Raw genomic sequence first — 19534 nt, 5'->3', positions numbered from 1 at the left:
CGGTCACCGGAGCTCCTCCGCGTGCCGGTCGGTGATCCGGACCAGAAGCAGCAGCGAGACGGCGGCGCCGAAGATCAGGTAGAAGGCCGGCGCCACGTCGATCCCCGTCCGGGTGGCGAGGAGGGTGTTCACGAACGGCGCCGTGCCGCCGAACACCGCGACGCCGATGTTGTAGGAGCTGGAGAACGCGGTACTCCTGACCCGGGTCGGGAACATCTCGACGAACATCGCCGCCATCGGCCCGGACACGGCGGCGAACAGCGTGACGAAGACGATCTGTCCCAGCAGCGCTCCGAGCACGGTGCCGCCGGACACCAGCAGGAAGATCGGATAGGTCGCCAGGGCGAGCAGGGACAGCCCTCCGACCATCATCGGCTTGCGCCCGACCCGGTCGGACAGCGCGCCGGCCGCGACGATGAGCGGTACCTGGATGCAGAGGGCCACGACGTTGGTGGTGAGGGCGTCGGCCAGGGGGAGATCAGTGGTTCCGGCGAGGAACGCGGGGAAGCTGGTAGCCGTGTAGCCGTGGACCGTGATGCCGAAGACGATCCCGAGCAGGAGCAACCAGTTGCGACGGGTGCCCTGCCGCTCCGCGGACTCCGTCGGGCCGGGTGCGGCAGGCCCAGCGTTGCGGAGCTCGGCGTAGGCCGGTGACTCATCCAGCTTGAGTCGCACGAAGAGTCCGATCGCGGCGACCAGGCCGCCGACGACGAACGGTACCCGCCACGCCCAGGAGTCGACCGCGTCCTGCGGGACCAGCCGGACGATGACGGTGGCCACGCCCGTGCCGAGCAGGAAACCCAGGACCGTGGAGGCCTGCACGATGCTCGCGAACAGGCCCCGGCGGCCGGTCCGCGCGTGCTCGATGAGGTAGGTCGCCCCGCCGGTCCACTCAGCGCCGACCGCGAGTCCCTGCACCATCCGCAGCGCGACGAGCAGGATCGGGGCGAGGACCCCGACGCTGGCGTAGGTCGGCAGCAGCCCGATGAGCAGGCTCGACACTCCGACGATGACCATCGTGATCGCGAGCATGCTGCGCCGGCCCGCGCGGTCGCCGAGCCGACCGAGCCAGATCGCCCCGAGCGGTCGGCAGACGAACCCGACGGCGTACGACGCGAGCGTGACCAGCAACGACACCGTCGGATCGTCCGACGGGAAGAACAGGCGGCCGATCACCGTGGCGAGCGCTGCGTAGACAGCGAAGTCGTACCACTCCAGCACGGTGCCGAGTGCGGCCGCCGCTGTGGCCTTCCGAGGAACACCGGCGGTGGTCGCTTCGGACGGCGCGGAGACGGAGCTTGATCTCACTGGCGGCCTCCTTCGATCCGGTGTCCAGCGAGGCACGAACGTACGGCCCAAATGGCAGATGGTCAACCATCTGCAACCTGCAGGTCATCGTCTACCATCGAGGCGGCCGCGCCCTGCGACCGCTGGAACAGGAGAACCGTTGCCCAGATCAGCACCGCCGGCGGCGCTGCCCGTGTCTCGCCGGGACTGGATCTTGGCCTGGCTGCGCCAGGCGATCGCCTCGGGCGAGCTAAAGCCGGGCGAGCGGCTCGTCGAACGGGACATCTCCGCTCGTTCGGGAGTCAGTCGCGGCCCGGTCCGGGAGGCGATCAAGGTCCTGGAGCAGGAGGGACTGGTCGTGTCCCACCTCTACCGGGGCGCGGAGGTCGCCGGGATCTCCCAACGTGAGGTGCGCGAGGTGCTCGTGCCGATCCGGGTGGCCATCGAGCGGTTCGCCTTCCGAGAGGTCGTGGCGCTCATTGACCGCGACGACCTGGTCCAGGAGCTCGAACGGATCGTCGACGAGATGGAACGGGTTGCCCGTGACGTCGAGCGGTCAGCAGAACGACTGGCCGATCTCGACGTCGCGTTCCACGAAGCGGTGATTGCCGCCAGCGGGCACGTGCAGAGCCTGCAAATCTGGCGGACGATCCTGCCCAGGGTCAGGGCGTACTTCGTCCGGGACGCCCCTCGGCACGCGAACCCCAACGAGATCCCCGAGCAGCACCGAGCACTGCTCGACGCCCTGCGCTCCGCCGACAGCGACGCGGTCGACCGCATCGTCATCGAGCACATCGGTGTTTACCTGGAGGATTAAGCGCTGGGCTCAGTGGGTGGCGGTGCGATGCCCGGTATGATCATCCTGACGCGCCCGCCCCGGTGAGATGAGATGAACGCAAGCTGCCGGGCCTTGCCACTCTGGGATCCGGGAGAACCGCGACCGGATCGACACGGGAGAGGCCGAAGACATGAGCGCGTCACCGTCGCCATCCGGTGCGGACCGAGCCCGCCGTCTGGACCGCGGCGCAGGCCGTGGCCTTCCTCGGCCACGTGGCCGACGACCGGCTCGGCGGGCTGTTCGAGGTGCTCATTGGCACCGGCCTGCGCCGTGGCGAGCTACTCGCGTTGCGTTGGGAGGACATCGACATCACGGCGCGCACGCTGCACATCGACCCGGAGCGCGGCACGTTGTCGAGCGTGGCCGGGCAGCTGGTCTTCACTGCGTCCGGCAGGTCGGCCGGCGTCGGACTGTCGCCCCGGGTGGTGCGCGCGCTGGAGCGGCAGGCCGAGGTGCAAGCCGTCGAGCGCGCGCAGTGGGGCTCTGCCTACGAGGACGACCGACTCGTGTTCGCCCGCGAGAACGGCACCGTTGGTGGGGTGCCGGGGACGCTGATGTGCAGGATCAGGGGCCCTCGCCTCAGGAGAGACTCACGGCAGTCAGCTGCACGACCGGCAGCGGGTCCTCGGCCCCGACCACCCGCCACATCGAGCACGCGCCGCGGGATCGCCGCCCTTGCCGCATCGGGCGCGGAACCGAGCAGTGAGACGTCATAGCCGCAGAATGGCCCTCCGATTGGAGGAGCTGCCCGGCGGAGAGCGCAGTCGCGAACGCGCCCGTATACGCCGGACGCCGACGGAGAGCTGAGGACTACCCTGCAAAGCTGGCCGACGACGTCGACCAGGACCACTACCAGCCGCTGCGGCATCGCGGCGACCCACTGTGACCACCCGTGACACATCGGTCGACCACGGTTCGTGTCACGACACGTGTCACGACGTCCGCCGCACCTCGGGTGCCTCGGGCTGCCCTTGACCGTGAGCCTCAGCTGGGACATCGCAGGCCCTCTCGGACAACCGCCGCTTCAAGGTCGTCTGGCAGGTCCTGAACGCGCTGCGCGCGCACGACGACCGCTTCAACACCATGGTCAACTCCATCGCGCTCAACGTCGCCGAACCCAGCGCCGAGAAGGGACAGGGCACCGACCGGCTTCTCGGCGGGCACATCGGCGACCCGCGCGCCGACGCTACCGAGACCCTCGCCGACACCGACACCACCACCGAGGAACCCGGCGACGCCGGTGAGCCCGCGACCGGGCAGCTCGCCACCCAGATGGCGCTATTCTCCCTATCGGAGTGGCAGGAGGCGATCTTCGCGCGGATCGTCGACAAGGTCGGCACCCGCACCTACTGGGAGGACTGGGCCCGCGACGTCGCCGACATCGCCAACGCCCTGATCACCCGCATCATCGCTCTCCTGGGCGCCGACACCGCCGTGACGGCCGCGTTCGAGCAGTTTCTGCAGGGCCTGCGGGACAACCTCAACGGCTCCATCACCGCCGCCGACGCGGTCAGCATGCTGGCCCAGCACCTGATCACCAAACCGGTGTTCGACGCCCTGTTCACCGGCCACGAGTTCGCCGCCAGCAACCCCGTCTCCCAGGTGATGGAGACGATGATTGACCGGCTCGGCGACGCCGGCCTCGGCGCGGAGACCGCAAACCTGGAACGCTTCTACGCCTCCGTGCGGGTCCGCGCGGCGGAGGTGACCACGCTTGAGAGCAAACAGCAGGTGGTCGCCGACCTGTACGACAGGTTCTTCACGATCGGCTTCGCGAAACAGGCCGACGCGCTGGGCAACGTCTCCACTCCAGTGGAGATCGTCGACTTCATCCTGCGCTCAGCTGAGGACATCCTGCGCCAGCACTTCGGTCATGGGCTCACTGACGAAGGTGTGCACATCATCGACGGGTTCACTGGTACGGGCACCGTCATCACTCGCCTCCTGCAGGCCGGTTTCATCCACCCCGATGACCTGGTCCGCAAGTACCGCGAGGAATTACACGCCAACGAGATCATGCTGTTGACATATTACATCGCCGCGGTCAATATCGAAACCATCTACGCCGACGACTCCTACATTCGAGCAATCAAGTGAGCCAGCCTGGCCATCAAGGACCGCGGCGTCATCGCCTATGTCACCAACGGGAACTGGCTCGACTCCAACACCGCCGCGCTGGGCGAGGCCTACGAGACACAGTCGGCCACGAAGAAGGGCCGCGAGTCTGTCCAGAGGGACGCAGAGGGAGGCAGAGGGCGCTCCCATCGTCGACGCTGACTCGCAGCTCACGAGGCTGGACCGAGCGTCGACCCGGGAGCGGGCTGCAGCCGGCGTGCCCGCGCCGGAGTGCGTTTGGGACCGGACGGGAGCCCGGTGACCACCTCGACCGAAGTGAAGCCGGCATCTGCAGGTGGAGCCTCGAATGTAGACGGAGGTCAACACCCCTGAAGCGGGTGTCGCAGGTTCGAATCCTGCCGGGGGCACGCAGGTCGGAGCGGGAGCGCGCCGCGGGCCGGTGCGGGTCTTCAGCTGGGCAAGGCGATGCTGTGCGTGTCCATGAATTCCCGCAGACCCTCGATGCCCATCTCCCGCCCCATCCCCGAGCCCTTCACCCCGCCGAACGGGGCGCGCTGGTCGAGCACGGCGGCGCTGTGGCAGTTGACGAACACGTAGCCCGCGTGCAGGCGCGCGCCGATCTCCGCCGCCTTCGCCCGGTCCGCGGTCCAGACGGACGCGCAGAGCCCGGCCCAGGTGTCGTTGGCCGCGGCGACGGCGTCGTCCTCGTCGTCGAACGGGATCACCGGGATCGTCGGACCGAACTGCTCCTCGGTCACCACCCGCAGGGCCGGATCCGGATCGAGCACCAGCGACGGGCGCACGAAGTTGCCGCCTCCGAACTCCGGGCCGGCCGGGAGCGCACCGAACTCCCGCACGTCCGCCCCGGCCGCGCGGGCCTCCGCCACGATCTCCTCGACGAACTCCTTCTGCGTGGCCGCGTGCAGCGGCCCCATCGTGGTGTCCGGCGCGTGCCCGTCTCCCAGGACGGTGCGCTCCAGGCGGGCGGACAGACCGTCCACCACCTCCTGGTAGCGCGAGCGGTGCACGTAGACGCGCTTCGCGGCCATGCATATCTGGCCGGTCGTGTCGAAGATCCCGTGGAAGAGCCCGTCCAGGGCCGCGTCGTCCAGCACCGCGTCGGCGAGGATCAGCGCCGGATCGTTCCCTCCCAGCTCGAGCGCCACGCGGGTGAGCGTCCGCGACGCCATCGCCATGATCGTGTTCCCGCCGCGGGGGCTGCCCGTGAAACAGACCTTGGCGACGTCGGTATTGGCCACGAGCGCCTCACCGATCTCGGCGTCGGCACCGGTGACGACGTTGAGCACGCCCGGCGGCAGTTGCTCGGCCATCCGCTGCACGAGCCGGGTGGTCGCCAGGGGCGCGGTCGGTGGTGGCTTGACGACGACGGTGTTGCCGGCGACGAGCGCGTAGGGCAGCGAGGCGCCGAGGATCGCGAGCGGCCAGTTGAACGGGATGATGATCGTGACCACGCCGAGGGGCGCGTACCGGACCACGGTCTCGGTGGGCGGCCCGGGCAGGACCACCTCGTCGTCGACCTGGTCGGCCATCGCCGTCGCGAGGCCGCAGCGGTGGGAGAAGACGAACACGTCGCCGTGCGCCTCGCCGAGGATCTTGCCGGTCTCGCGCGCCAGAATCCCGGCGTGCTCGTCGGCGAACGGGGCGAGCGCCGCCACGGCCGCGTCGATCCGGGCCGCCCGCTCCTGCGCACCGAGCGCCGACCACGCGGGGAAGGCGCTCCTCGCCGCGGCAACCGCGCCGAGGGCCTGCGCGCGGGACGCCGCCGCGGCAGCGCCGACACGCACCCCCGCGCGGGCGGGGTCGGCGACATCGAGCGCGCCGGCCTCGCCGTCCGCCTCGACCCCGTCGACGTACAGCCGGGTGGCCACGTCGACGGCTTGCAGATCACCTTCGCTGACCGTCATCCGTCCTCCTCGACGAACGCGCACCTGTGAGGTGTCGCCAGGCCCGACGGGACGTCCGGCATCCACCACCCGCACACCCTCGTGCCCCGGGCACCTCTGTGTCCCGAGCACTTCCGCGTTGCGAAAGGCGTGGGCCCCGTCAGCGTTCCGCGGAACCCGCCCACAGGTTGATCCCGGCGTCCACCGCGTGCTGGTCGATCTCCGCGAGCTCGTCGGTGCTGAACTGGAGGTTGGCGAGCGCTCCGAGGCTGTCGTCGAGCTGCGCCACGCTGCTGGCGCCGATCAGCGCCGAGGTGACCCGCGGGTCGCGCAACGTCCAGGCGATGGCCATCTGGGCGAGCGACTGACCGCGGGAGCGCGCGATCTCGTTCAGCGCACGGACGTGGCCGAGCGCCTCGTCGGTGAGCAGGTCGGGCGAGAGGGACTTGCCCTGCGACGCGCGGGAACCCTCGGGCACACCGTCCAGGTACTTGCTGGTGAGCATTCCCTGCGCGAGCGGCGAGAAGGCGATGCAGCCCGCGCCGGTCTCCTCGAGGGCGTCGAGCAGGTCCTCCTCGATCCAGCGGTTCAGCATCGAGTAGGACGGCTGGTGGATCAGCAGCGGCGTGCCCAGCTCGCGCAGGATCGCAGCGGCCTCCCGGGTGCGCTCACCGCTGTAGGACGAGATGCCGACGTAGAGCGCCTTACCGGAGCGGACGGCCGCGTCGAGCGCGCCCATCGTCTCCTCGAGCGGCGTGCTCGGGTCGAAGCGGTGGCTGTAGAAGATGTCGACGTAGTCGACGCCCATCCGGGCGAGCGACTGGTCGAGGCTCGCGAGCAGGTACTTCCGCGAGCCACCACCCTGGCCGTACGGGCCCGGCCACATGTCGTAGCCGGCCTTCGTCGAGAGGATCAGCTCGTCGCGGTAGGGACGGAAGTCCTGGGCGAAGATCGTGCCGAAGTTCTTCTCGGCGCTGCCGTACGGCGGCCCGTAGTTGTTGGCGAGGTCGAAGTGCGTGACACCCGAGTCGAACGCACGACGCAGCACCGCCCGCTGCGTCTCGATCGGCTTGTCGTCGCCGAAGTTGTGCCACAACCCCAGCGAGATCGCCGGCAGGTCGAGGCCACTGCGTCCGCAGCGGCGGAAGGCCGGACGGCCGGAACCGTCGGAGTCGTACCGCGTGGGGTCGGCGACGTAGGTCATGGGCCCATCATCGTCCAGACCCACTCGCTGACACGGCGGTCGGGCCGGTGATCAGGTTCTCCAGCGCCGATCGGGGAGCGAGCGATGCTTCGCCGTTCGTCGTTCACACCTCGACGCGCACCAACGTGGGGTGGCTCGTGTCCGCGGGCTCGGCGATGTCCTCGAAGCTCCATGCGGCGATCGTGGCCGTCTCGGGCACGAGGTGGACGTAGGTCATCTCGGCCTCGAACCCGGGCTGGAGGTGGTAATTGCACTCGGGGTTGCCCTTGATCTTGTACAGGTCGTCGATCGGGTCGAACTCGCGGTCGAGAGCGTCGATCAACTTCGTGTCGACCGGCCGGCTGCACGTCAGGTCGATGCTGCTCTTCCCGCTGTTGACGATCCGGGTCTGGATCATCACGAACTTCGCGCCCTGCTGCGGCTGGGTCGCCGTGTAGGTCTCGTAGCCCGAGCCCGGACGGAAGCCGGACTCGTTCATCTCGACCGACTCGACGACGCGTGCCCCGGTCACCGTGAGGGTGATCCCGCCGTTGCTGACGACCTGACCGACCTCTGCCGGCGGCTCCTCCGCGGGCAGGGTCGGCGCAACGGGTGCGGCCGAGGGGATCGCGGCCGGGGCCGGAGCCGCCGACGGCGCGGCCGGATCCTGGCGGCCGTTCACGAGGCCGATGACGACGAGCAGCGCGACGACGGCACCGACGACTACCCACGGAAGCCTGCGTCGCACCGTCTTCCCGCGCGCAGGCGGCGGGGCGTCGAAGCTGAACCGGCGCGCGATCCCCTGCGGATCGCCGGCGGCGCGGCCGCGCGCCTCGGCCTTCGCGATGTCCCGCTCGGCTCGCAGGCGGGCCACCGCGGCGTCGGCGACCGCCTGCTCCTCAGGGGTGAGCATGTCGGACATCGGCGTGTCTCCTCGGCTTGATCGGCTCCCGACGCGATCAACTGCTCGGGCGAGGGACCGAGGTTGTTACCGCTCGTCGCCGGCCGACCGGCGTCTATGATCGCGCCTCGCGCACTCCGCACGTCCGTCCCACCCGCTTGACGCGGCACGCGCAGACCCGAGGGGACCGTGGCCACAGGCGTCGACATCCGCGGGCGGTGGTCGCCGGGCCGGTGGGCGGGGTTCACGGGGTTGGTCGGCCTGGTGTGCGGTGTGCTGCTGCTGTTCGCCCCGGTCGAGTTGGACGTGCCGACGGTGCGCTGGCCGCTCGACCGGGCGGCGCCCCGGTCGACGCTGCTCACGCCCACGGCGCACCGGCCGCTGGATCTCGACGTGCGCTTCGGCTGCGACGTCGCGCGGGCCGGTGGGGTGGTGCTCTCGACCCTCCCGCCGGGGTCGCCCGACGCCTCGGCGGGGCTGCTCGTGACCGCCGCCGACGGCAGGCTCGCGATCACGGCGCAGGGGAGACTCGTCCTGGACGAGGCCGTGCCGGCCGGGCCGTGCGAGTACCGGATCACCGGCAGCGGTTCGGGGCGCCCGGTCCACGTCGCCGCGCCGCCGAGCCCGGCCACCCGGTTCGACCCGGGCGTGCCCGTCGAGGGCGCCCCGGTGGACCGCAGCCGGTTCGCCGGGCCAGGCGACGCCCAGCTGCTCGTCCTCCGCGACGGCGTGCAGCTGGCCACGGACCAGGCGGAGCAGCTCCCCGAGGTCGCCGTCCTCGGCACGGACCTCACGCGCCTGCCCGCCGGGGTGGACGCGCCGCTCGCGGTCACACTTCGCCTGGACGACGAGTCGGCGAGCCGGCCGGCACCGGTCAAGGTCGCGCTGATCGTCGCGGTCCTCGTGGTCCTGCCGGTCACGGCCGCGCTGCTCGTGCTCGCCGACCGGGGGCCGCCGCGGCGGCCGCGGTTCGCCGTCCCGCGGGTGGTCGACGTGGTGGTGCCGGGTGCGCTCGGGCTGTGGCTCGTGGTCGCCCCCGCCACCGACGACGACGGCTGGTTCGCCACCCAGGCCCGCAACGCGGCGCTCTCCGGCGAGGTCGGCGGCTACTACCAGCTCTACGACCAGAGCTTCACCCCGTTCACGTGGGTGTACCGGGGGCTGTCGTGGTGGCAGCAGTTCGCGGGACTCACGCCGGTGGTCCAGCGGGTGCCCGCGCTCGTCGCGGGCCTGCTGACCTGGGTGGTCCTGCGGCGCGTCCTCGCGGTGGTGCTCGCCGCCGCGCCCGGGTCGCGCAGGCGGGACGCGGTGGCGCGCGGGGCGCTCGCCGTCGCCTTCCTCGCATGGTGGCTGCCGTACGACATGGGGGTGCGGCCGGAGGCGGTGGTCGCGCTGTGCGCCGCGGCCGCGCTGCACCTGGTGCTCGGCGAGCGGCTCTGGACGGCGTGGGCGGCCTGCGCCGTCGCCGGGGTCGGGCTCGTCGCGCACCCGAGCGGGACGGTCGCGCTCGCGCCGCTGGTGGCGGGGCTGCCGCTGCTCGCCCGTCGCGTCCGGGTGCCGGGCGACCGCGCGGCCACCGCGTTGCGCGCGCTCGCCGTCGGCTCCGGCGGTGCCACCGCGCTGCTGCTCGGGTTCGCCGACGGGGCGCTGCGCGACTTCCTGCGCGGCCAGCTCGTGACGGAGTCGATCTTCCCGCAGGACGGGTGGGCCGAGGAGCTGGAGCGCTACGCGTTCCTGCTCGACCAGATCCCGATGGGGTCCTACGCGAAGCGGGCCGCGGTGCTGGCCTGCCTCGTCGCGGTCTGCTGGTTCGTCGCGCTCGCCCTCGTCGCCCGCGCACGCCGGGGGACGGTGCTGCAGCCGCTGCTCATGGCGGCCGGCGCCACGGCGCTGGGGTTCGCGGCGCTCGCGTTCACCCCGTCGAAGTGGACCCACCACTTCGGCTCGCTCGCGGGCGTCGGGCCGGTGTTCCTCGCGGGGGTGCTCGTGCTCGGCGTGCCGCTGGCGCGCGCCGCGCTCGGGCGGCGCGTCCCGCCGCCGGTGGTGGTCGCGGTGGCAGCCTCGGTCGTGGTCGCCGCCGCGCTGGCCTGGCGCGGGCCGAACTCGTGGCCCTACGCCTGGCTCGACGGGATGCCGTCGGCGTACCGGCCACCCGCACCCGGCGGGATCGCCCTCGACGACCCGGCGCTCTGGGCCATGGCCGTCGCAGTGGGCGCACTCGTCCTCGTGCGCCGCACCGGGGCGTGGGAGGCGCTGCTGCGCGCCGCGCCCGCCGTGCTCGCGCTGTCGCTGGCGGCCTCGACCGTGCACCTGCTGGCCACGTTCACGGGCGCCGCGGCCGCGGGCACCCCGCGCGACTCGGTGTGGGCCCGGTCGTGGGCCGGCTCGCAGTGCGGGGTGGGCGACACGCTGCACGTACTCGACCCGTTCACCGCCCGCCCGCTGCCGGTGGTGGAGCCCGCCGGGCCGAGCGGGATCTTCGTGGCGGACGGCGGGTACTACGCGGGCAATGCGCCCCAGGGGTCGTTGGCCCGCCAGGTCTGGGGCAGCCACGACGGGGCCGCCGCCGACGCGCCGACCGGCAGCACGGCCACGGGCTGGTACGCGCTGCCCGGCGGGGACGCGCACGTCACGGTGATCGCGGCGGGCACCTTCGACCGCGGCAACGCGCTCACCGCGGTCTACCGGCGAGGATTGGCGACCGTCGGCGTGCAGCCCCTCACCGACGCCGCCGCCTCGCCGTCGTGGCGCACGTTCACCCTCGCCCCGCCCGCGGGGGCCGACGCCGTCCGCCTCGAGGCCACCGACGCGCTCGCCGGCACCCACGGGTGGCTCGCGTTCAGCGCACCCGCCGTGGCCCGCCCGGTGCCGGTGAGCGAGCTCGCGCCGCGGCAGACACCGGTCGCCCTCTCCTGGCAGGTGGCGTTCGGCTTCCCCTGCCTGCGCCCCTCCGCCGTGGTCCACGGGATCACCGAGCCGCCCGCCGTCGGCGTGCTGCGCGCCGCCCAGCCCCTCGGCGGGCTCTCCGACCTCGCCTGGCAAGGCGCGCGCGGTGGCGTGTTCGCCCAGGTGCCGCGCACGCAGTCGGTGCTGCAGCTGGCCACCGTCGCCCCGGCCGACCCCTACCTGCAGGTGTACGTCTTCGGCTCGCCGCTCGCCCGCTCGGCCTACGCGCTCGAGGTGACGACCCGCACCGTCGCGGGCGGATCGGTCGCGGTCCGCTGAGCGACGGCCTCCCGAGATGCCAGCAAGGTGGCTTTGCCGGCGCAATATGCCAGTAAAGCCACCTTGCTGGCCTAAGGGCACGGGCCACAGCCGGGGATGCCTTAGGGTCCCCTTCGTGACGTCGGGTTCGAGCGCGCCCGCGCCGAGCGTGCGCCGCCCGGTGCTGGTCGGGGCGGTCGGGAAGGTGGCGGAGGCCGCCACCCTCGCGCTGCTCGCCACCGTGGTGCCTCGGGTGCTCGGCCCCGCCGAGTACGGCCGGTTCTCCGTGGCGCTGACGGTCGTGACGCTCGGCTCGCTCGCCATGACGCTCGGCGGCTCGACGACGCTGTCCCGGTTCGTGCCGGCCGCCTCGCCGGCGGACCGCGCCGCGCTGGCCGTGGCGTTGACGCTGCGGCTGGCCCGCAACCGCGCCGCGCTGTTCGCGGCGCCGGTGCTCGCGGGTGCCGCGCTCGCGGTCCTCGTCCCCGCCGTGTTCCCGCCGCTCGTGGTGGTGTGCGTGCTGGTCGCGCTCGGCCTGAACGTGGCGGTGACGCTGGTGCTGCAGGCCGACCTCGGGCTGGGGCGCGCGGCCGGCTGGTGCCTGCGCTACCCCGTGCAGAACGCCGTGCTGGTGCTGGTGGTCCTCGTGCTGCACGACGACCTCGGCCTCGCCGGGGCGGCGCTCGCGATCCTGGCGTCGGCGGTGGCGGGGGCGGCGGTCGCGGTGGCCGCGTCCGGGCCGCTGCGGGCGGGCGCCGGACGCCGCGTGCCCCTGCCCGACGGCGCCCTGCGCTTCGGGCTCCTGCAGGCCGCGGGCGGGGCGGCCACGCAGTTCGTGCACCGCGGTGGGGTGCTCGCCGTCGTGTTGCTCACCGGCTCGGCCGTGCAGACCGGGTTCGCCGCACTGCCGATCGGGATCGCGCTGGCCGCCACCTACGCGGTGGCGCAGCTGTTCACGGTGGCCCTCCCGGCGCTCACCGCGCGGGCGGACGGGGAGCCCGCGCTGCGCAGGCTGGCCGGGATCCTGCTCGCCCCGGTCGCGCTGGGCGCGGTCGGTGCGGCGCTGGTCGTCGACGCGGTCGTGCCGGTCGTGTTCGGCGAGGCGTACGCCGCCGCGGCGGCCACGTTCGTGCCGGCGATCGCGATGGTCGTCCTCGCCCCGGTCAACGCGCTGCTGGTGCAGGCGAGCGCTCTGCGCATGCGCCCGGACGCCGTCCTGTACGCGGGGCTCGCCGGTGCCGCGGCGTTCGTCGCGGCGTGCCTCGCCCTCGTGCCCGGCGCGGGTGCGGCGGGCGCGACGACCGCCGCGCTGGTGGGCACGGCCGTCACCGCACTGGTGTCGTTGCTGCTCCTCCCCCGCGCGGTCGGGGCCCGGCTCGCCCTGGGCACCGCCGCTGCGGTCGCGGCCGTGCTGGTGCTGGGATGACCGGGCTGAGCGTGGTCGTGCCGACCCGCGACCGGCCCGATCGGCTCGCCGTCTGCCTCGCGGCTCTGGAGGCCCAGACCGCCGCCGAGATGGAGATCGTCGTGGTGGACGACGCCTCCCGCGACGCCCGTGCCGTCGCCGCGGTCGTGGCGGACGCGCCGCGGGCCCGGCTGCTGCGCGGCGAGGGCCGCGGGCCGGCGGCGGCTCGCAACCTCGGCGCCCGCGCCGCGGAGGGGGCGATCGTCTGCCTCACCGACGACGACTGCGAGCCGGTGCCGGAGTGGGCGGCCCGCCTCGCCGCCCGTCTGGAGGACGACGAGGTCCAGGCCGCGGCCGGGCCCACCCGCAACGCCCGCCCGGACAACCCCTTCGCCGCGGCTGCGCAGACCATCGCCAGCCACCTCGCCGAGGCGTCGATCGACGCCGCGGGCCGGATGCGGTTCGCGCCGACGAGCAACCTGGCCTGCCGCGCCGACGTGCTCGCCGCCCTCCCGTTCGACGAGCGCTACCCGCTCGCCGCGGGTGAGGACCGCGACTGGTGCGCCCGGCTGGTCGGCTCGGCGCGCAGCCTCGTCTTCGAACCGGCCGCGGTGGTGCGCCACCACCAGGAGCTCGGCGCGCGGACGTTCTGGCGCCAGCAGGTGCGGTACGGGCGCGGCGCGTACCGCTTCCGCGCCGACCACGGCACGCTCCGCCGCCCCGAGCCGCCCTCGTTCTACGCGGGCCTGCTGCGGCGCGGTTTCGCCGAGGGTGTGCCGGCGGGGCTGCTGGTGTGCCTGGCGCAGGTCGCCACGGCGTGGGGATTGGGCCGGGAGGCGCTCGCCCGTCAGGACAGGTAAGGCTAAGTTTCCCGTCATGCTGACGATCCTGCAGTTCGACGCCGCCAGCGCCTCGGTGCTGCAGCGCCTGCTCGCGGCCGGAGACCTGCCCACGCTCGCGGGGCTGCGGGAGCGTGGGCGCTGGCACGAGCTCGACGCCCCGGCCACGCAGTTCGCCGCGGGAGCGCAGCACACCCTGTACAGCGGCGTCGAGCTGGGCGAGCACGGGCTGTTCTACCCGTTCCAGTGGTCGGCGCCCGACCAGCGCGTGCGCTACATGGGCGCGTTCGAGGCACCGGCCCCGATCTGGGAGCGGCTGGGCACGCGCACCCTCGCCGTCGACCCGTACGAGAGCAGGCCGCCCACCACCACGCCCCCGGGCGAGCTCATCTGCGGGTGGCAGCTGCACGACCGGGTGGTGCTGCGGCAGTGGTCGGCGCCGGGCGGCGCGCACGGCAGGCTGGAGCGGCTGTTCGGCCCGCCGGAGCCGGTGGACGAGGTGTTCGGCCGCCACACCGCCGACGAGATGCTCGGCCTGCGCCGCCGCCTGCTCGCCGCGCCGGGCCGGGTGGCCGACGCCGCCACGCTGCTGCTGGGCGAGCAGTCCTTCGACCTGGCCTGGCTCACGTTCTGCGCCGCGCACGTCGCGGGCCACCAGTTCTGGGACCTCTCCCAGCTCGACCCCGCCGGGCTCGACCCCGCGGCCGAGCGGGTGCTCGGCGCCACGCTGGAGGACGTCTACCGGGCCGTCGACGCCGCGATGGGGCGGGTCGTCGCGGCGCTCCCCCCGGACGCGGATCTCATGGTCGTCTCCCCGGTCGGCATGGAGATCAACACGAGCCGGGCGGACATGCTGCCCGAGATGCTGCGCGCCGTGCTCGACCCCGCCACCACCCGGGACGCGCCGGCGCAGGGCGGATCGATCTGGCGGCTGCGGGCGGCGCTGCCCAGCGGGCTGCGGGCGAAGGTGGCCTCGGCACTCCCGGAGAAGGTCGCGCTGGAGCTGACGTCGCGGCTGGAGACGCGCGGCGTGGACTGGAGTACCACGAAGGCGTTCGCGCACCCCGCCGAGAACCAGGGCTACATCCGGCTGAACCTCCGCGGCCGCGAGCGCGACGGAATCGTCGCCCCCGAGGAGGCGAAGGACGTCATGGAGGAGATCATCGCGGGTCTCTCCACCTTCACCGACCTCGACGGCTCCCCGGTGATCCGCTCGATCGAACGCGTCGCCGACCTCTTCGGCACCGGCGAGCGCGCCCACCAGCTGCCGGACCTCATCGTGAAGTGGGTCGACACCCCGGCCACGCAGGCCCGCGGGGTGACGTCACCGCAGTACGGCACGGTGCTGCGCCACGGCGTGGGCAGCGGCCGGTCGGGCAACCACACCGAGGGCGACGCGTGGGCGCTCGTCGTGCCCGGCGCGTCGACGCCGGTGCACCCCGAGGGCAGGCCCCGCCTGGAGGACATCGCGGCGACGGCGGCCGCGCTGGCGGGCCGCGACGCCGGGCTGACGGGCCGTCCCCTCCTGCGCCCGTAGCCGGGTCAGGCCGCCCGCTGCGCCGCGCCGCGGGCGGCCTCCAGCGCCGCCATCACCGCCACGCCGTCCGCGGCCGTGCCCAGGGTCGGCTCGGCCTCGCCGCGCACCGTGCGGGCGAACGCCTCCAGCTGGGCGGTGAGCGACGCGACGAGGGGGTGCGGGCCGGACGGGCCGATGCGGCCGCGCACGGCGGCGACCAGCCCGCCGCGGACCAGGCGCCCGACCAGCCCGCCGCCGCGGTGGCGTACCTCGATGCGCTCGCGGTGGGGACGGTCGGTGGCGCAGCGGATCCGGGCCCGCGCGACCCCCAGCACGAGGTCGAACTCGGCACGCTCCGGGCGGACGACGGCGCGCCGGACGTCGGTGACGTCGGCGCCGGTGAGCCACCGGGCCATGTCGACGAGGTGCGGGCCGAGGTCGGTCAGCGCGTCGTCGCGGACGGTGTGCGCGGCCCAGCCGCCGCGGCGGTAGGAGATCTCGAGGAACGCCCCCACCTCGGCGTCGCGCGGCACGGCGGCCCGTAGCGCGGCGACGCCCTCGTCGAAGCGGCGGTTGAAGCCGACCCGCGGCGCGGGCTGCAGCCGAGCGAGCTCTTCGGCCCCGGCGAGATCGGGCGCGGGCGGCTTCTCGACGAGCACCGGCAGCCCGGCATCCACGGCGAGCCGGGCGTCGACGAGGTGCGCGGGGGCCGGGCTGGCGAGCACGACGGCGTCGACGCCGCCCGCCGCGATCAGCTCGTGCGCCGACGCGAACCCGGGCACGCCCGCCGCCACTCGGCGGCGCCGGATGGGGTCCGGTTCGGCCACCGCCGCGAGCCGCACCCCGGCAGCCGCCGCGAGAGCGGGGACGTATCCCTGCTCGCCGAGGCGACCGGCGCCCACGAGCCCGATCCGCAGGTCCTCACCCATCGTTCCTCCGATCACGCAGGTGGCGGGCGACGCCGAACGGCACGGACGCCACTGCCGTGAGGTGGTGCACCGCGTGCAGGCCGACGCCGAGCAGCGCCTCGCCGGGCCCGCGCCTGCGCGCGAGCAGCCGGTAGAAGCCGTGGTTCAGGCCGAGCAGCGCCGCGAGCGCCGCGCCCGCGGCGGCCGGGCGGCGCACGAGCAGGGCGCCCACGCCGACGACGCAGGCGAGCGCGCTCGCCCGGTGCCGCCACCCGAGGTTCAGGGCGGTGGACCCGGCGCGCCCGTGGCGCAGCTGCAGCGCCACCCACGGCACCCCGCGCCGGGCGAAGTCGGTGACCACCATCGACCGCAGCGTCCACGCCTTGAGGTGGGTGCCCTGGGTCCGCGGGTCCAGCTCGATGCGGGCGCCTGCCGCGACGAGCCGGGCGCCGAGGTCGATGTCCTCCACCGACGGCACCGGGTAGCGCTGCTCGTCGAACCCGCCCGCATCCAGGAACGCCTGCCTGCGGACCGCACCGAGCCCGGACCAGAACGTCTGGGCCGGGCCGCCCGCGTGCTGGTGGACGTGGTGGTGCAGCAGGTTGCGGAACGCTGCGACGGGCCCGCCGCGCGACGGCGAGTCGTCGTAGGAGCCGAAGAGGGCGGTGAGGGCCGGGTCGCCGAACGCGGCGGCGATGCGGACCAGCGCGTCGGGGTGGACCTCGACGTCGGCGTCGACGAACACCACCACGTCGCCGGACGCTCGCCGCGCGCCGCTGTTGCGGGCGGCGCACACGGGCTGGAACGCGGGCGCGTCGACGACCACCACCTCCGCCGCGCCGCCCGCCGCCTCGAGCGCCGCGACCGCGCGGTGGAGGGCCGCGCGGCACGCGGGCAGCGTGGGTGGTGCGTCGGTGGCGGGCACCACGACCGACAGCATGATCATCCGGGGCTCCCGCAGGACTCGGTGTAGACGGCCCAGCGCGCGGTGCGGGCCACGAGCACGACGTCGCCCGCGGAACGCTGCCGCATCGCCGCGTGCAGCGGGCTGCCCACCTGGGCGATCGTCGTGCCGGGGCCCGGGGTGTGGGTGATCGCGCTGAGCGGCACGTCGAGCCGGTAGGTGATCGCGGGCCGCACCTCGACGGCAGGGCGGACGGTGTCGATGGCGATGTTCCCGCAGGCCAGCATGCGTTCCCGGCCGCCGAGAGCGGCCACCACCGCGTACAGGTCGCGTTCGTACGCCGACCGCTCTTCGGCGTGCTGCAGCTGCAGCGGCAGCCAGGCCACGCGCGGCGCTGCGAACGGCACGGCGACGCCGGCGAGCCCGACCGCGACGGCGGCCCGTAGCAGCACCGGGCGCGGCACGGTGACGACCCACCCGGCCGCCACCCCGCCCAGCACGCAGAGCACGGCCGAGACCGGGGCGAGGAACCGGCCGAGCGCCGCGTAGCCGAACACGCCCGCCATCACCGCCACCTCGGCCGCCCACAGCAGGGCGCACGCGGCCAGCGCGGCGGGTAGCCCCCGCCGCAGGTGGGCCGCCCACACGACGCACACCGCGGCCGCCACCCACACCGGCGCGATCACGCACGCCGCGATGTTCTCGATCGCGAGGAGCCAGCGCTGCGTCGGCGTGCTGGCCGTGAGCACCTGCGCGACGACCGCGCCGCTCAGCGGGTGCCCCGACACCAGCCGGTCACCCGCGAACCACAGCACCGGCACCGCGGCGAGGACGGCGAGCACCGCGGGCGCCGCCCACCACCACCGGCGCCGCTCGCACCACAGCAGCCACCCGGCGTACAGGCCGAGGAACGGCCACGCCTCGGGCCGCGCCAGCGCGGCGGCGCAGATCAGCAGCAGGGCCTGCCACCGGCGCCCGTCGAGGTGCCGTTCCACCGCCCAGAGGCAGCACATCACGATGACCGGCTCGATGTTGGCCTGCAGCGCGTGCCGCACCCAGCGCGACTCCGCGTCCGGGGTGAGCAGGAACGCCGCCCCCGCCACGATCCCGGCCACGGCCCGGCCGCGCGGCGCCGCGATGCGCGCGGCCAGGCGCACGACCAGCACGACCCCGAACAGCCCGCAGGCCCGCACCACGACCGCCCAGAGCGCGGGCGCGGCGTCGCCGAACACCGCCGCGGGGGCGGTGACCAGCACCGGGAGCGGCTTCCACGCCACCGACCCGTCGGTGGCGAGCGCGCCGCGCAGGGCCTCCCGGCCCCAGATCAGCCACACCCAGGGGTCGAAGCCGAGCAGGGCGGGCAGCACGAGCGACGCCGTCGCGACCCCGGTGCAGCCGGCGAACACGGCGAGCCCCGCGAACCGGCCCGCCACGGCGGCGCGGACCGGCGCGGCGGCGGCCACCGGCGCGGCGGCGACGGCAGCGCCCGCCGAGCCGTTCATGCAGGCAGGACGATGGGGTCGCCGGACAGCCGCAGCCGGACCGTGGCGCCCGTTCCCCAGGACACCCGGCCGTGCGTGCGGCTGCGCAGCCGCACCCCGCTCGCGAGCTCGAGCCACACGATCTGGTCGTGGCCGAAGTAGGAGTGGCCCAGAACCGTGGCCGTCGGGCCCGCACCGTCGTCGACGATCTCGATCTGCTCGGGACGCAGGATGACCTCCCCGCGGTCGCGCACCCCGGGGGCGGGGAACGCGCCGAGCTCGGTGGAGATGAATTCGCCCGCCACGGACCCGGGCACCGCGTCGGCGTCACCGAGGAACTCCGCGACCCATCGCGACACCGGCCGCTCGTAGATCTCGCGGGGCGCTCCGACCTGCTCGATGCGCCCGCTGCGCATCACGGCCACGACGTCGGCGAGCGAGAGCGCCTCCTCCTGGTTGTGCGTGACGAGCAGGGCGCTCGCACCCGCCGCGCGCAGCACGGCCGCCACCTCCTCGCGCAGGCCCACGCGCAGGCCCTCGTCGAGCGCGGCGAACGGCTCGTCGAGGAGCACGACGTCGGGGTCGACGGCGAGCGCGCGGGCCAGGGCGACGCGCTGGCGTTCGCCACCGGACAGCTCGTGCGGGTACGACGCGGCGCGGTCGGCGAGCCCGACGAGGGCGAGGCACTCCTGCGCGCGCCCGGGGCGCGGCTTGCCGAACTCGAGGTTCTCGCCGACCGTGAGGTGCGAGAACAGGGCTCCGTCCTGGAACACCATGCCGATCCGGCGCCGGTCCGGTTCCTCCCAGACGCCCTCGCCCGCCACGAGGCGCCCGCCGATGCGGACCGTGCCGCTGTCGGGGGCCTCGAACCCGGCGAGGAGCCGCAGCAGCGTGGTCTTGCCCGACCCGCTGGGGCCCAGCAGCGCCACCAGCTCGCCCCGTCGCACCCGCAGGTCGGCACGGTCGACGGCACGGTTGGCCCCGAACGACTTCGTCACGCCGGTGGCGTCGATCGCGAACTCTGTCATGGCGCGTTCAACTTAGCCTAAGCTCGCTCCACTCGAGCTTCGCTGAACCTGGAGCGCTGG

General features: G+C 74.0%; 15 protein-coding genes. 7 read left to right on the top strand and 8 right to left on the bottom strand.

Features of this window, described 5'->3' with window-relative positions; translation table 11 throughout:
- Positions 1-3: 3 nt before the first annotated feature.
- Positions 4-1308: an MFS transporter gene (locus tag ACFPL3_RS13080; protein WP_379589013.1), complete on the bottom strand. Its 1305-nt coding sequence runs from the start codon at positions 1306-1308 to the stop codon at positions 4-6.
- A gap of 193 nt (positions 1309-1501) precedes the next feature.
- Between ACFPL3_RS13080 and ACFPL3_RS13075 the strand changes: the two genes are divergently transcribed.
- From ACFPL3_RS13075 to ACFPL3_RS13065, 3 genes are all read left to right on the top strand, one after another.
- A complete protein-coding gene (locus ACFPL3_RS13075) occupies positions 1502-2104 on the top strand; it encodes a GntR family transcriptional regulator (RefSeq protein ID WP_379589012.1) in 603 nt (200 codons plus the stop codon).
- Positions 2105-2319: 215 nt separating this feature from the next.
- Positions 2320-2841 (top strand): tyrosine-type recombinase/integrase, encoded by a 522-nt coding sequence (locus ACFPL3_RS13070; protein WP_343939215.1) that lies wholly within the window; start codon positions 2320-2322, stop codon positions 2839-2841.
- Between the two features lie 367 nt (positions 2842-3208).
- The gene (locus tag ACFPL3_RS13065) at positions 3209-4222 is read left to right on the top strand and encodes a hypothetical protein (protein ID WP_343939213.1); all 1014 of its coding nucleotides are present in this window, start codon (positions 3209-3211) and stop codon (positions 4220-4222) included.
- 428 nt (positions 4223-4650) lie between these two features.
- On the opposite strand, the gene ACFPL3_RS13060 is transcribed toward ACFPL3_RS13065, so the two are convergent.
- The 3 genes from ACFPL3_RS13060 to ACFPL3_RS13050 form a co-directional block, all read right to left on the bottom strand.
- Positions 4651-6126: an aldehyde dehydrogenase family protein gene (locus ACFPL3_RS13060; protein ID WP_343939211.1), complete on the bottom strand. Its 1476-nt coding sequence runs from the start codon at positions 6124-6126 to the stop codon at positions 4651-4653.
- A 139-nt stretch (positions 6127-6265) separates the two neighbouring features.
- Positions 6266-7309 (bottom strand): L-glyceraldehyde 3-phosphate reductase, encoded by a 1044-nt coding sequence (gene mgrA / locus ACFPL3_RS13055; protein ID WP_343939209.1) that lies wholly within the window; start codon positions 7307-7309, stop codon positions 6266-6268.
- A gap of 103 nt (positions 7310-7412) precedes the next feature.
- Positions 7413-8210 carry a DUF4352 domain-containing protein gene (locus ACFPL3_RS13050; RefSeq protein WP_343939207.1) on the bottom strand — a complete coding sequence of 266 codons (798 nt, stop codon included), beginning with the start codon at positions 8208-8210 and terminating at the stop codon, positions 7413-7415.
- A gap of 168 nt (positions 8211-8378) precedes the next feature.
- On the opposite strand from ACFPL3_RS13050, the gene ACFPL3_RS13045 reads away from it, so the two are divergent.
- The 4 genes from ACFPL3_RS13045 to ACFPL3_RS13030 all read left to right on the top strand — a co-directional run bounded on the left by ACFPL3_RS13045 (position 8379) and on the right by ACFPL3_RS13030 (position 15174).
- The gene (locus tag ACFPL3_RS13045) at positions 8379-11414 is read left to right on the top strand and encodes an arabinosyltransferase domain-containing protein (protein WP_379589010.1); all 3036 of its coding nucleotides are present in this window, start codon (positions 8379-8381) and stop codon (positions 11412-11414) included.
- Between the two features lie 115 nt (positions 11415-11529).
- Entirely contained in the window at positions 11530-12819 is a 1290-nt protein-coding gene (locus ACFPL3_RS13040; protein ID WP_343947045.1) for a hypothetical protein, read from the top strand.
- Positions 12816-13658 (top strand): glycosyltransferase family 2 protein, encoded by an 843-nt coding sequence (locus tag ACFPL3_RS13035; protein ID WP_379589009.1) that lies wholly within the window; start codon positions 12816-12818, stop codon positions 13656-13658. Before ACFPL3_RS13040 ends, ACFPL3_RS13035 begins: the two co-directional genes overlap by 4 nt.
- Positions 13659-13674: 16 nt before the next feature.
- Positions 13675-15174: an alkaline phosphatase family protein gene (locus ACFPL3_RS13030; protein ID WP_379589007.1), complete on the top strand. Its 1500-nt coding sequence runs from the start codon at positions 13675-13677 to the stop codon at positions 15172-15174.
- A gap of 5 nt (positions 15175-15179) precedes the next feature.
- Here the strand turns inward: ACFPL3_RS13030 and ACFPL3_RS13025 are convergent, their stop codons facing one another.
- From ACFPL3_RS13025 to ACFPL3_RS13010, 4 genes are read right to left on the bottom strand one after another with little or no spacing between them, the layout of a single operon-like run.
- Entirely contained in the window at positions 15180-16082 is a 903-nt protein-coding gene (locus ACFPL3_RS13025) for a Gfo/Idh/MocA family protein (protein ID WP_379589005.1), read from the bottom strand.
- Positions 16075-17007 carry a glycosyltransferase family 2 protein gene (locus tag ACFPL3_RS13020; protein WP_343946598.1) on the bottom strand — a complete coding sequence of 311 codons (933 nt, stop codon included), beginning with the start codon at positions 17005-17007 and terminating at the stop codon, positions 16075-16077. Before ACFPL3_RS13020 ends, ACFPL3_RS13025 begins: the two co-directional genes overlap by 8 nt.
- A complete protein-coding gene (locus tag ACFPL3_RS13015) occupies positions 17004-18467 on the bottom strand; it encodes a hypothetical protein (protein ID WP_379589003.1) in 1464 nt (487 codons plus the stop codon). The genes ACFPL3_RS13020 and ACFPL3_RS13015 overlap by 4 nt, the downstream gene beginning before the upstream one ends.
- Positions 18464-19474 (bottom strand): ABC transporter ATP-binding protein, encoded by a 1011-nt coding sequence (locus ACFPL3_RS13010; RefSeq protein ID WP_343945210.1) that lies wholly within the window; start codon positions 19472-19474, stop codon positions 18464-18466. The genes ACFPL3_RS13015 and ACFPL3_RS13010 overlap by 4 nt, the downstream gene beginning before the upstream one ends.
- Between the last annotated feature and the right edge of the window lie 60 nt (positions 19475-19534).

The organism is Pseudonocardia zijingensis (assembly GCF_042657305.1).
Taxonomy (GTDB): Bacteria; Actinomycetota; Actinomycetes; order Mycobacteriales; family Pseudonocardiaceae; genus Pseudonocardia; species Pseudonocardia zijingensis.
This window is presented reverse-complemented; position numbering and strand designations above follow the sequence as displayed.